Source organism: Nocardia sp. A7, from assembly GCF_046549215.1.
In the GTDB taxonomy this organism is placed as follows: domain Bacteria; phylum Actinomycetota; class Actinomycetes; order Mycobacteriales; family Mycobacteriaceae; genus Nocardia.
In genome coordinates, this window is record NZ_JAJPWE010000002.1 from 743,620 (window position 1) to 756,151 (window position 12,532).

Consider the following 12,532-nt stretch of genomic DNA (forward strand, 5'->3'; position numbering starts at 1 on the left):
GGTGTGACGCACCGGGGCCGAATCTGTCGCGCATCGACTTCTGTGCGGCAGTAGGGCTCAGGCGATCTCAGCGGTGAGCGGCAGCGCGATCACCGAGGTGCCGACGTGCAGGGTGAACCCGCCGGGTTCGACGGCCCACCCCGTGTCGGTCCAGTGTTCGAAGGCACGCTGTGGCAGCTCGATGGTGACGGTGCGTGTCTCGCCGGGTTCGGCGGTGATCGTGGCGAATCCGGCGAGCCAGCGGACCGGCCGGTCGACGGCGCTGTGCTCGCGCGAGAGGTAGGCCTGCACGACCTGCTTGCCCGCGCGTTCGCCGGTATTGGCGACCGTGACGGTGCAGCTACGGCCGGAAACGGTGAGCTCGCTGAGTTCCCAGCTGGTGTAGCCGAGCCCGTGGCCGAACGGGTAGGCGGGCGCCACACCGTGTTTCAACCATGCCCGGTAGCCGACGTGAATGCCTTCGGAGTAGACGAGGGCGCCGGATTCGTCGGGTGTGGTGTTCAGGACCGGGACGTCGTCGATGGTCTTGGGCCAGGTGGTCGGCAACCGCCCGCCGGGTTCGGTGGCACCGGTGAGCACATCGGCCAGTGCCGCCCCGAATTCCTGCCCGGGGAACCATGCCAGCAGCACCGCCGCTACATCTTCACGCCACGGCATCTCCACGGGCGCACCGGAATTCACCACGACAACGGTGCGCGGGTTCACCGCGGCGACGGCCGCGACCAACTCGTTCTGGCGGCCGGGCAACCGGAGATCGGTGCGGTCGAAACCTTCGGATTCGATCTGCTCGGTGGTACCGACCACGACCACCGCGACATCGGCGGACCGTGCCGCTTCGATGGCGGCGGCGAACTCTTCGTCGGCGGAGCGCTGCGGGCGGGTGATGCCGAAGGTGACCCCGAGAATCACTCCGAGACCGGGGATCGCCGGTGGAGTGGCCACGGTGATGCGGACATCGACCTCCTGGCCCTCGGCGAGCCTTCGAGTGACCGACCGCTGCGGCGGGTACAGGATCGCGCCGACCGGGTCGGTGCCCTCGAAGGCGATGGTCTGCTCGAGCACCTGCTCGCCGTCGAGTTCCAGGCGGGCAAGGCCGAGAGTGCCGACGCCGATCTCCCACTCACCCGCCATATCTGCGCGCAACCGGGCGCGGATCTCGATGGTCGTGGTGTCGGCGGCCTTCGTGTCGCCGAACAACATGAGGTTGCCCGCGGTCCGGTGCTGGGTGTCGACGACGGCGTCGCCGTCGAGGTATCGCAGCGACAGGCCCGGGGTGCCGGTTTCGGGGTCGGTCACCAGGTCCATCGGCACCGGAACGAGCTTGTCGTCCAAGCGAATGCCGGGCGTATGTGTCACGGGCAGAACAGCTTCGAGGCCGTCGAGGGGAGTGGTGGTGTGCGACGGGATGACGGTGGCGCTACCTCCGCCCATGAACCGCGGCGCGGCGGCATGCGGACCGAGCACCGCGACCTTCGTCTGCGGCCGCAGGGGAAGTACACCGTCGTTGTGCACGAGCACCATGCCGTCGGCGGCGGCCCGGCGGAGCAGCTCCCGCGCCTGCTCGTCATCGAATTGCGGTGCGGGAGCGGGTTCGTCGTCCAGCGCGCCGACCCGTGTCGCGAAACGCAGGATGCGACGGACCTTCTCGTCGATCGCCGACTCGGGCACCTCGCCCTGACGCACGGCTTCTTCCAGCGGCGCGCCCCACAGCGTCCACGGTCCCGGCATCGCCAGGTCGGTGCCCTCGGCGGCGCCGACGGTCGAGCGCACCGCCGTCCAGTCCGACACCACCACCCCGTCGAATCCCCAACTGCCCTTGAGTGGTTCGTTCAGCAACGCGTTCTCGGTCATGGTGGTGCCGTTGACCGAGTTGTAGGCGTCCATGATCATCCAGGCCCCGGCGCGCACGCTCCGTTCGAACGGATACAGGTACAGCTCGTGCAGCGCGCGATCATCGACCCGCACGTCGACGGTGAAGCGGTCGGTCTCGGCGTCGTTGGCCACGTAGTGTTTCGGGCACGCGCTCACCCCGTGCGCCTGCACGGCTTCGACGTAGGCGGCCGACATCTCGCCGGTCAGTACCGGGTCCTCGGAGAAGCATTCGAAATGCCTTCCGCCGAGCGGGGATCGGTGCAGGTTGATGGTCGGCCCGAGCACCGCGTACACGCCTTTGCGCCGTGCCTCGTGCGCGATGAGCGCGCCGATCTCGCTGAGCAGTTCCGGGTTCCAGCTCGCCGCCACCGCGGTCCCCGACGGCAGGCTCACCGACGGGTCGCGTTCGTCCCACTGCTCACCGCGCACCCCGGACGGACCATCCGACACCGGCATCTCCGCCAGCCCGATCGCCGCCTCACCCGCGAACCGGAACATCCCCGCGCCGGAGATCAGTCGCAATTTCCCGGGCAGGTCGAGCTTCGCGAGCAGTTCTTCGATGCGGTCGTCCACGTGGATGTCCTGTCTCGAGTCGGATGACAGCTATCAGGCTACTGACGCGCTCCGGAAATCAGCCTCGTGACGTTTGCTCGGCGCAGCGACAAGGAGAGGTTTGTCCACGTCACGGTGCCGGTTTCGGAATAGTTGCGATGGGGCCCGTGTTGCCTCCGGCATGACCAATAGCGATCTCGGGAAATTCGGTGTGTGGCGCTATTACGAGGGGTTCACCCCCGCGGCAGCCCGCGAGCTCGAGGAACTGGGATATGGCGCGTTGTGGCTCGGGGGTTCGCCGCCTGCGGATTTGCCGGTGACCGAATCGCTGCTGGAGGCGACGGAGTCGCTGACCGTCGGTACCAGCATCGTCAATATCTGGACGGCGCCCGCCCAGACCGTCGCCGAGTCCTTTCACCGCATCGACCAGCGGTTTCCTGGCCGTTTCCTGCTCGGCATCGGGGTCGGGCACCGGGAGGCCAACGGTGCGGGGGCGGTCAAGCCGTACGACGCGCTCGTGGCCTACCTGGACGAACTCGACGCGGCGGGGGTGCCGAAGGAGCGCAGGGCGCTGGCCGCGCTCGGACCGCGCGTGTTGAAACTCGCCCGCGACCGCACCGCGGGCGCGCTGCCCTACCTCGCCCCGCCCGAGCACACCGAAACCGCCCGCGAAACTCTCGGCGCAGGCGCGCTGCTCGTCCCGGAGCAGAAAGTGGTCCTGGATGACGATGCGGCAAGGGCACGGGAGGTCGCCAGGGGCACGGTCTCCATGTATCTGGGGCTGGTGAACTACCTGGGCAATCTGCGCCGCCTCGGCTTCTCCGAGGAGGACATCACCAAGCCGGGCAGCGATCGGCTGATCGACATCCTGGCCGTCAACGGCACACCGACCGAAGTCGCGGCCGGATTGGTGGCGCACCTGGACGCGGGGGCCGACCATGTCGCGATCCAGCCGTTGAACGAGGACTACCTCGAGGCGCTCCGCGCGCTGGCCTCGGTGCTGCCGTTCACTCGGTGAAGGCGCAGGGCGGAGTAGACAATATTTCAAATCTGTATACAACTGGTGAGAACCTGTTCTAAATTTGGCTTCGACGACGCGAATCGCGGTCGATCACTGACGAATCGCCGCCACGGAGGTCGCTGTCGATGCCATCGGGTGAACCACTCTCGCCACAACTGACCGAACTCGGCTATTACGCGCTGTCGCGGCATCCGGTCACACCCGCCGAACTCGCGGACGAGGCGGTGCTGGCCGACCGGATCGGTCTGGGCACCGCCTTCGTCTCCGAGCGGTTCAACATCAAAGACGCCGCCGTTCTCGCCGGCGCACTGGCCGCGGTGTCGACCAGGCTCGGCATCGCCACCGCGGCGACCAACCACAACACGCGTCATCCGATCGTCACCGCGAACATGGGCGCGACCCTTGCCGAACTCAGTGGCGGCCGTTTCGCGCTCGGTCTCGGACGCGGAATCGCGCCACTGTGGCAGGTTCTCGGACTGGCGAACGTGACCGGCGCGCAACTGGGCGAGATCACCGACATCCTGCGCAGATTGTGGCGCGGGGAGACGATCATCGGCCACGACGGCGCGATCGGTTCCTTCCCGGTGCTGCATCTCGGCGTGACACTCGCGTCGCCACCGCCGGTGCTGCTGGTCACCATGAGCCCGCGAACCCTGCAACTGGCGGGCCGCATCGCGGACGCCGTCGTCCTGCACACCTTCCTCAGCGCGGAAGCCACCGCCGCCGCGGTGTCGACGGTGCGCGAGGCCGCCGAACGCGCCGGGCGTGATCCGAACTCGGTGCGGATCTGGTCGGTCGTGGCCACCGTCGGCGACGATCTCGACGAGCAGGACCAACTGCGTCGCCTCTACGGCCGCCTGGCCACCTATCTGCAGGGCTATCCCGACATTCTGATGCGCGCGAACGGCTGGCACACCGACGATCTGGCACGGGTGCGGGCGAGCGCAGCGTTCACCTCGGCGCGCGGCGCGATCGACGCGACCGCTGAGGCCGCCGAACTCGCCGAACTCGCGAAGGTGATTCCGCGGGAATGGGTGCGTGACTGCGCAACCGGTTCCCCGACCGCGTGCGCCGCGGCCATCGACCGCCAATTCGAACTCGGCGTCGACTCGGTGATCATGCACGGCGCCACCCCGACCGAATTGGTCCCGGTCATCGAGGCCTACCGGGCAATCCGCTCGACCCGGCGCGCACTGCCGGCCAACCCGGGTTCGGTCGCACTTCCCCTCTCGTCAGGAGTTTCCGCATGAGCGCCGAATACGCACCCGAGACGGTTTCGGGTGATATTCCGACCGATCCGGCCTCTCTCACCCCGGCCTGGCTCACCGCGACACTGCGCGCCGATGGCCACGCCGTCGACGTCGACAGCGTGACCGTGACACCGGTGGGTTCGGGGCAGATGGCCGGCTCGTACCGGCTGGTGCTGCGCTATCGCGGCGACACCCGGCTGCCGGTCAGCATGGTCGCCAAACTCGCCATCGGTTCCGAGGACCATCGCCGATTCGGCGCGGGCGCGTTCCGCAACGAGGTGCGCTTCTACCGTGATCTGGCGGCGACGCTGCGTGCACCGGTGCCGGGCTGTCACGCCGCGGTCATCTCGGAATTCGGCAGCGAATTCGTGCTGTTACTCGATGATCTCGCGCCGGCTGTACAGGGCGACCAGATTGCCGGCTGCTCCGTCGAACAGGCGCGTGCGGTCGCTGTCGCCGCCGCGGGGCTGCACGGCCCGCGCTGGTGTGACGACACGCTGTTGCAGGTCCAGGGCCTGTCTTTGCCCACTGCCGAGGATCGGGAGTTGATGGATTCGGTGCTCGCGCCGATGGCCGACGCGTTCGTCGAACGTTTCGATGATCGGCTGAGCGACCTCGAGCGAGCCACCGTCGCCTGGCTCGTCGCGTCCGCCGGTGAGTGGCTGATCGCTCCCTTGCGGCATTTCGCGTTGTTGCACGGCGATCTGCGCGTCGACAACGTGATGTTCGCGCCGGACGGCACGGTGACGCTGCTGGATTGGCAGACGATCACCCCTGGACAACCGTTGCGCGACATCGCCTTCCTGCTCTCGACGAGCCTCACGATCGAGGACCGTCGCCTGCACGAGCGCGCCATCGTCGCCGACTACCACCGTGAACTCACCCGGCACGGTGTCACCGGTTACAGCGCCGAGCAATGCTGGACCGACTACGTGTCGTCGCTGATCCACGCCCCGCTGATCGTCGTATTCGGTTGCGGCGCTGCCGCTCCCACCCCCCGTGGTGACGAGATGTTCCACACGATGCTCACGCGCAGCGCCGCCGCGATCGACGACCTCATGCCGGGCACCCTGCGCTGACGACCTACGGCTGCTCAGGGGGCGCCGCCATCGCCCGCACCCGGCCCAGTACATCCGGGTAGCGGCGCAGGTGTGCGCCGCCGTTGAGATCGATCGCCGTGCCGGTCATCCACCCCGCGCGGTCGGAGGCGAGGTAGGCGACCGCGTCGGCGATCTCCTCCGGCCGTCCGGTGCGGCCGAGTGGGGTGTTGTCCAGGTACTCCTCGGTCAGCCCGGGCACCAACGAGATTCCGGCGACCAGTGGGGTGTCGACCAGGCCGGGAGATATCGCGTTGACGCGAATGCCACGCTCGGCCAGTTCCAACGCGGCCACCTCGACCAGCATGAGTACACCGGCTTTGGCCGAGCAGTAGGAGGCCATGCCTGCACCAGGTTGGCGTCCGTTGAGTGAGGCGATGCAGATGATGCTGCCGCCGTCGGCGATGTGGCGACCGGCGTGTTTGAGGACCAGGAAGGTGCCGGTCAGGCAGACATCGATCGTGGTCTGCCAGTGCGCCAGTTCGAGTTCGGTGATCGCGCCCGGTATCGAGAGGCCGGCACAGTTCACCACGGCGTGCACACCTCGCGCGGACTCGAAACCCGCCGCGACCGAGTCCTCATCGGTGACGTCCATGCCGATCGCGGTGACATCGTCGCCGAGCAGCGATGCGGCGTCGCCGGCCGCACTGTCGTTGATGTCGGCGATGGTCACCCGGTACCCCTCGGCCGCCAGTGTGCGTGCGGTTGCCAGGCCGATGCCGGACGCTCCGCCGATCACCAGCGCCGAGCGTCGATCCTCGCTCATGCTGTCTCCTCCGTGGTCCGAACCTGGCTGTGCGCGCCGTCGAGCAGATGGCGGCGTAGGAAATGCAGTTGATGGGCGACGGCGGCGTCGAACCACTGGCTACCCGCGAACAGGTCGAAATGATCACACGGGTAGTGCCTGACCTCCGCGCGGGCCTTGAACGCAGCTTTGGCCGCGGCGTGCGGGGGAGCGGCGCGGTCGAAATCGGCGATCTGCACGAGGGTCGCGGCAGTGATGCGGTCCAGATGCCGATCGGCCCGATAGCCGCCGAGCTCGAGTCCGACGGCGGCGTCGACTTCGTTGCGCCAAGTCGGCCCGGCCAGCGCGGTATAGGCCTCGAAGTAGCCCTCGCCGGTCAAGGCCGCCCGCTCGCCGGGTTTGCCGACCAGCGGCATCATGATCGGTGTGCCGCGCAGGCGTCCCGCGATCGCGCTGCGCACACCGGTCACCGCGGAGCGGGTGACCGCGCCGACACCCACCTGGGCCAAGGCGTTGCGACCCGCTGACATGCCGTCGATCATGGGCACCATCGCGATCACCGCGCGGATGTCGGTCCGGTCGGCGGCCACACTCAGCGCGTGCCCCGCGGACTGGGAGATGCCCCACAACACTGTCCGCGCCGGATCGACACCGGGCTGCGTGCGCGCCGCGGCGATCGCGGCGTGATAGTCCTGGACCTGGCCGGTCATCGAGACCCGTTGGCGCGGTTGACCTTCGGAGGCACCGAAGCCGCGGTAGTCGAAGGCGAAGACGGCCACCCCGGAGTCGGCGAGGTGCCGCGCGAACGGCGCGAGACCGGAGTCCTTGGTGCCGCCGAATCCGTGCGCCATGACCACGACGGGCGAGCCCGCGGCCCCCGCGTAGGGACTGTCCGACGCAGGGGAGAAGAACCAGGCATCGCAGGTGGTTCCCTGGGAGAGGAAGGAGATCTGCCGGTAATCGCCGGTCACTGGAGCGCCTCCGCGGTAGTCGTCGCGATATCGGCCACCTCGGCCCACGGCGGCGGCCCTTGCGCCCGGGCCCGTTGCGCTCCCGCCGGCAGTTCTCGTGTCCGCATGTCGTGTTCGTAGAGGAAATAGTCGACCTGCTGGGTGTGGCGGGGGCGGTCGAGCATGTGCCCGGTGTAGCGCTGCTGATCGGTGACGATCACCTCGCGCATCCGCTGCGGCTCAGGCAGTCGGTACCGGCCGACCGCGTACGCCCCGATCAGCCGCGCCTGGGATTCCACGAAGGGGAACAGGGTGGGCGTCGACTGCGCGAATCCGGCGAAGACCAGATCGTCGATGCCCGGCACGAACATCCGCTTGTACAGATCGATCCGATTATCGGGCGCGCTGAGGAATTCCTGATCGAAGAACGGGAAAGTGATGTTGTAGCCGGTGGCGTAGATGACGACATCGAAATCGTCGCTGGTGCCGTCGACGAAATGCGCGGTGTGCCCGTCGAACCGCGCGATATCGGGTTTCGGGAGCACATCACCGGATCCCAGGCGCAACGGAAGTTCGACCGATTGGGTCGGATGTGCCTCGAAGAACTTGTGATTGGGCGTCGGCAGACCGTAGCTCTCCGGGCGACCCGAGATGAGCGGCTGGCCCCACTGCGCGATTTTGCGCTGCCAGGAGTACGGGATGTGGGGGCTGGTCCGGTAGTACTTGTCCGCCGGTCGGCCCGCGATGTATTTGGGCACGATCCACCCACCGGAACGGGTCGACAGACTCAGCGTGTTACCCAGGGCTTTCGACGACAGTTCCACCGCGATATCGGCCGCGCTGTTGCCCAGACCGACAACGAGAATTCGCCGGTTCGAGAAGTCCATCGGTGTGCGTAGGTCGATGTAGTGGTGCGCGTGCAGCGTGGTTCCGGCGAATTCACCGGGAAAGTCGGGATAGCGAGGATCCCAGTGGTGTCCGTTCGCGACGACGAGGAGATCGAAGCGCCGCGTTCCGGTGCGCTGGGTGCGCAGTTCCCAGCCGCCGTCGGGCAGGCGCCGCGCGTGTTCGACGCCGTTCTCGAATTCGATGTGCTCGGTCAGTCCGAAGGCGGCGCTGTAGTCGTCGAGATACTGCTTGATCTGGGTGTGGTGCGGGAAGTCCGGGTAGTGCTCGGGCATGGGGAAATCCCGGAACGACAGCTGATGTTTCGAGGTGTCGATGTGCAGCGACCGATAGGCGCTGCTGTGCCCGTTCGGATTACCGAAGGCCCAGTTGCCGCCCACCCGATCCGACGACTCGAAGCAGGTATAGGGCACGCCGTAGTCGTTGAGCATCTTCGCGGCGGTGAGGCCACTGATGCCCGCACCGATCACGGCGGTCCGCGGTTGATACATGTCCCGATCCCTCCGAGCAGATCTGTAGACAGATTTGCAAGAGTGTCTACTCGCAGTTGTCACATTCTCAGATCTGTCCACTGCTTGCTAGGGTTTTCGAGAAACCCGACGTCGTTCCCGCGTGGACGCCGACCCTGGAAAGCAGGAGTGTGACCGAAGCACCGACGGCGACGGTCGTGGATCGGTTACTCCACGCCGCACAGAAGTTGTTGGCGACCAAGGGAATCCGGGCCACGACGGTCAGCGAGGTCGCTGAGGAGGCCGGAGTGTCACGCGCCTGGCTCTACCGGCATTTCCCCGACAAGACGACCCTGCTCGGCGCCGCGCTCGTCCGGCTGACCGACGCCTTCTGGACCGACGCTCGCGGCGAACTGGATGCGATCGATACCTTCGGTGAACAGCTCGCGGCGGGGGTGCGCATCGGCAGAGGGGCCTACGACGATCCCGGCGCACTGCTCATTCGGCTACGGACCGACGAACCCGAGGAGTTCGCGTTGTGCACCGACGCGGGCGTCTCCGGCCTGATCCCCGACCTGGCGTCCTTCTGGCGTCCCTACGTCGAGGCCGCGGCGACGCGCGGCGAGATTCACCCCGGTCACGACCTCGCTCAGGTCGCCGAGTGGGTGGCGCGTGTGCTGATCAGCCTGGGCACGGTCCACGGTGACACCATCGACCCCGATGACAGGGCAGCGGTGCTGCGTCACATACGGCGCTATGTCCTTCCCGGCCTGACGGCCGATCCCGGCTCCTTCTGAGTCCGGCAATCCGGCCCGATCACGAACGCGACGCAGGCCCGGTGCCGAGCACCGGGCCTGCGTCGCGGGTTCAGGATCAGGGCAGCGGAACCCAGGTGCCGAACAGCCAGAAGCCGTGCTGCGGCGAACCCTGGTCGTGGTGTTCGGGCTGCTGCTGCTGGCGGGGCTGCTGCCGCTGTTCCTGCTGTGCCTCCGGTCGCGGCTGGTCGTGGCCACCCGGATCGGCGCTCGCGACGCCTGCCGCCGCGCCGAGCACACCGACGGCGAGGGTGCCCGCGACCGCGGTCTTGGCCAGAGTCGACTTGATCCTCATTGCAGATCCTCCTGTCGTTCGACCCGCTGGAGTGGGTCGGCGGCCCAGCGATGTGCTGGACCGGTAGTGGAACCTTCGCCGCCGAAACTGGGTGGGCGATGGGTCGCGGATGTGCGCCGGCTGTGAATCGCGTTCGTCCTGGCTCGGTTGCTCACTCACAGTGGACTCACAGACAGGGTCCAGCTACACCCCAGCGGGCTCGATCATGATTCGACCATGACCACGATGTCCGCAGCGAACAGTCCGACGGAGCGAATCCCGCTGTACCGGGGCGACGGCAGTCGCCTGACGGTGCTGGTGGTCGACGACGAGCCGGTACTGGCCGAGATGCTGTCGATGGCCCTGCGCTACGAAGGCTGGGACGTGACCACCGCGGGCGACGGACGCGCCGCGGTGACCGCGGCGCGCGAGACCCGGCCCGATGTGGTCGTCCTCGACCTGATGCTGCCCGACATGACCGGCCTCGAGGTACTCGGCAAACTCCGAGCGCAACTGCCGGATCTGCCGGTGCTGCTGCTCACCGCCAAGGATTCCGTGGAAGACCGCATCGCGGGTTTGTCCGCGGGCGGCGACGACTACGTCACCAAGCCGTTCAGCATCGAAGAGGTCGTGCTGCGCCTGCGGGCACTGGTTCGCCGTGCCGGTGCGGCCACGGCCGACGACGGCGCCCAGCTCGTGGTCGGTGATCTGGTCTTCGACGAGGACAGCCGCGAAGTGAGCAGGGCGGGCGAACCGATCACGTTGACCTCCACCGAGTTCGAGCTGCTGCGGTTGTTCATGCGCAATCCACGGCGGGTGCTGAGCAAGTCGCAGATCCTGGACCGGGTGTGGGACTACGACTTCGGTGGCCGCTCGAACATCGTCGAGCTGTATGTCTCCTATCTGCGCAAGAAGATCGACAGCGGTCGGGACCCGATGATCCATACGCTGCGCGGCGCCGGATATGTCCTCAAACCCGCAGGCTGAGTGGCATTTCCGCGCGCCACGTCGCTGGTCGCTGCGGGCGCGGCTGCTGCTGGGCCAGGTGCTGGTGCTGGTGACCGTTGTCGTCGGGATCGGTGTGGCCACCGAGTTCGCGCTGCAGCAGTTTCTGGTCCACCAGCTCGACACCGAACTGATCGGCGCGCAGAAGCGTTCGCTCGCCGAGTCCGGTGGCGGGCCGAGTCTCGGTCCGCGCCCCGCTGAACCGTCACCGCGCTCCGCTCCGCCCGAAAACACCGGGCCCAGCCCACAGTTCCTGGACCGGCGCGGCATTCAGCCCGGTGCGGTCGGGGCGCTCATCTTTGGTGACCAAGTCGTCTCCGCCGGACGGATCGATGCCGACGGTGCGCAGACCGCGCTGTCGGATGCCGCGCGCAGCCAGCTGTCGCAGGTCGCGGTCGCCGGGGAGCCGGTCACTGTCGAGGTGGACGGGCTCGGGCGGTACCGGGTGATCGCCGACTCGACCTGGACGAACCAGACCGTCGTCACCGGCCTGCCGCTGGCCGACGTGGACGCGACATTGTGGCGGGTGCTGCTGGTGCTGGTGGTCGTGACGATCGTTGTCCTGATCATCGCGACGATCGTCGGCGTCTGGGTGGTCCGGCGCGCGCTGGCCCCGCTCGAGCGGGTCGCGGCGACCGCGTCGGAAGTGGCCGATCTGCAACTCGATCGCGGGGAAGTGCTGCTCCCGGTGCGGGTTCCGGTTCTCGACACCGATCCGCGGACCGAGGTGGGTCGGCTCGGTGGTGCGGTCAACCGCATGCTCGACCACATCGCGGGCGCGCTGTCGGCGCGCCATGCCAGCGAAACGCGGGTGCGGCGGTTCGTTGCCGATGCCAGCCACGAACTGCGTACTCCACTGGCCGCGATCCGCGGCTACGCCGAGCTGGCCCAGCGTCAGCGCGCCGACGTGCCCGCCGAGGTGGGCGACGCGATGAGCCGCGTCGACGCCGCCGCGCAGCGCATGACCGGATTGGTCGAGGACCTACTGTTGTTGGCGCGCTTGGACTCCGGTCGTCCGCTCGAGCACGAACCGGTCGACCTGAGCCTGCTCACCATCGATGCGGTCAGCGACGCGCACGTCGCCGGACCCGATCATCGCTGGGGCCTGGAACTTCCCGACGAACCGGTGGTGGTCACCGGCGACGCCACCCGCCTGCATCAGGTGTTGGCCAATCTCCTCGCCAACGCCCGCACCCACACCGCTCCCGGCACGACAGTGACCGTGTCACTGCGATCCGATCACGCGGGACGAGTGCTGTGGCGGGTCGCCGACGACGGGCCCGGCATCCCGGAAACACTGCGGCCGGAGATCTTTCAGCGATTCACCCGCGGTGACTCTTCCCGGTCCAGGCGCGCGGGCAGTACCGGTCTCGGCTTGGCGATCGTGGCCGCGGTCGTCGAGGCGCACGGCGGTGCCATCACCGTCGACAGCCGTCCCGGCGCGACCGCGTTCACTGTCGTTCTGCCCCGCTGCACGACACCCGAACCCGGCTGATCTCGGCTCACAGCAGGTCCGCAGGTCGCTCCCAGCTCGGTCGCATCGGAGCCACCGACGAGTTACCGTAACCATGGCTGGTCCGATGGCCGCATCGTGGG

The 12,532-nt window shown here is 67.9% G+C and carries 11 protein-coding genes; 6 read left to right on the top strand and 5 right to left on the bottom strand.

Translation table 11 applies throughout. From position 1 onward, the window contains the following. Window positions 1–57: 57 nt before the first annotated feature. Window positions 58–2,445, bottom strand: coding sequence for a beta-glucosidase family protein (locus ACLJPD_RS14845; RefSeq protein WP_410872674.1), 2,388 nt, complete (start codon window positions 2,443–2,445; stop codon window positions 58–60). Window positions 2,446–2,605: 160 nt separating this feature from the next. On the opposite strand from ACLJPD_RS14845, the gene ACLJPD_RS14850 reads away from it, so the two are divergent. The 3 genes from ACLJPD_RS14850 to ACLJPD_RS14860 all read left to right on the top strand — a co-directional run bounded on the left by ACLJPD_RS14850 (window position 2,606) and on the right by ACLJPD_RS14860 (window position 5,774). Then, window positions 2,606–3,442: an LLM class F420-dependent oxidoreductase gene (locus tag ACLJPD_RS14850; protein ID WP_410872675.1), complete on the top strand. Its 837-nt coding sequence runs from the start codon at window positions 2,606–2,608 to the stop codon at window positions 3,440–3,442. Between the two features lie 128 nt (window positions 3,443–3,570). After that, complete coding sequence (locus ACLJPD_RS14855; protein ID WP_410872676.1) at window positions 3,571–4,695, top strand: TIGR03857 family LLM class F420-dependent oxidoreductase; 1,125 nt, start codon at window positions 3,571–3,573, stop codon at window positions 4,693–4,695. Beyond that, window positions 4,692–5,774, top strand: a complete 1,083-nt coding sequence (locus ACLJPD_RS14860) for a phosphotransferase (RefSeq protein WP_410872677.1) — start codon at window positions 4,692–4,694, stop codon at window positions 5,772–5,774. Before ACLJPD_RS14855 ends, ACLJPD_RS14860 begins: the two co-directional genes overlap by 4 nt. Window positions 5,775–5,778: 4 nt before the next feature. Here ACLJPD_RS14860 and ACLJPD_RS14865 read toward each other — a convergent pair whose 3' ends face one another. The 3 genes from ACLJPD_RS14865 to ACLJPD_RS14875 are packed head-to-tail and all read right to left on the bottom strand — an operon-like array spanning window position 5,779 to window position 8,884. Next, window positions 5,779–6,558, bottom strand: a complete 780-nt coding sequence (locus tag ACLJPD_RS14865; RefSeq protein ID WP_410872678.1) for an SDR family NAD(P)-dependent oxidoreductase — start codon at window positions 6,556–6,558, stop codon at window positions 5,779–5,781. Continuing rightward, on the bottom strand, window positions 6,555–7,508 hold the full coding sequence (locus ACLJPD_RS14870) for an alpha/beta hydrolase (RefSeq protein ID WP_410872679.1): 954 nt from the start codon (window positions 7,506–7,508) through the stop codon (window positions 6,555–6,557). Before ACLJPD_RS14870 ends, ACLJPD_RS14865 begins: the two co-directional genes overlap by 4 nt. Then, on the bottom strand, window positions 7,505–8,884 hold the full coding sequence (locus ACLJPD_RS14875) for a flavin-containing monooxygenase (RefSeq protein WP_410872680.1): 1,380 nt from the start codon (window positions 8,882–8,884) through the stop codon (window positions 7,505–7,507). Before ACLJPD_RS14875 ends, ACLJPD_RS14870 begins: the two co-directional genes overlap by 4 nt. A 149-nt stretch (window positions 8,885–9,033) precedes the next feature. On the opposite strand from ACLJPD_RS14875, the gene ACLJPD_RS14880 reads away from it, so the two are divergent. Further along, a complete protein-coding gene (locus tag ACLJPD_RS14880) occupies window positions 9,034–9,639 on the top strand; it encodes a TetR/AcrR family transcriptional regulator (RefSeq protein WP_410872681.1) in 606 nt (201 codons plus the stop codon). A 76-nt stretch (window positions 9,640–9,715) separates the two neighbouring features. Here ACLJPD_RS14880 and ACLJPD_RS14885 read toward each other — a convergent pair whose 3' ends face one another. Further along, entirely contained in the window at window positions 9,716–9,952 is a 237-nt protein-coding gene (locus ACLJPD_RS14885; protein WP_410872683.1) for a hypothetical protein, read from the bottom strand. A gap of 261 nt (window positions 9,953–10,213) precedes the next feature. Between ACLJPD_RS14885 and ACLJPD_RS14890 the strand changes: the two genes are divergently transcribed. Beyond that, the gene (locus ACLJPD_RS14890; RefSeq protein WP_410873415.1) at window positions 10,214–10,918 is read left to right on the top strand and encodes a response regulator transcription factor; all 705 of its coding nucleotides are present in this window, start codon (window positions 10,214–10,216) and stop codon (window positions 10,916–10,918) included. Beyond that, window positions 10,896–12,431, top strand: a complete 1,536-nt coding sequence (locus tag ACLJPD_RS14895) for a sensor histidine kinase (protein ID WP_410872684.1) — start codon at window positions 10,896–10,898, stop codon at window positions 12,429–12,431. Before ACLJPD_RS14890 ends, ACLJPD_RS14895 begins: the two co-directional genes overlap by 23 nt. The last annotated feature ends 101 nt before the right edge of the window (window positions 12,432–12,532 follow it).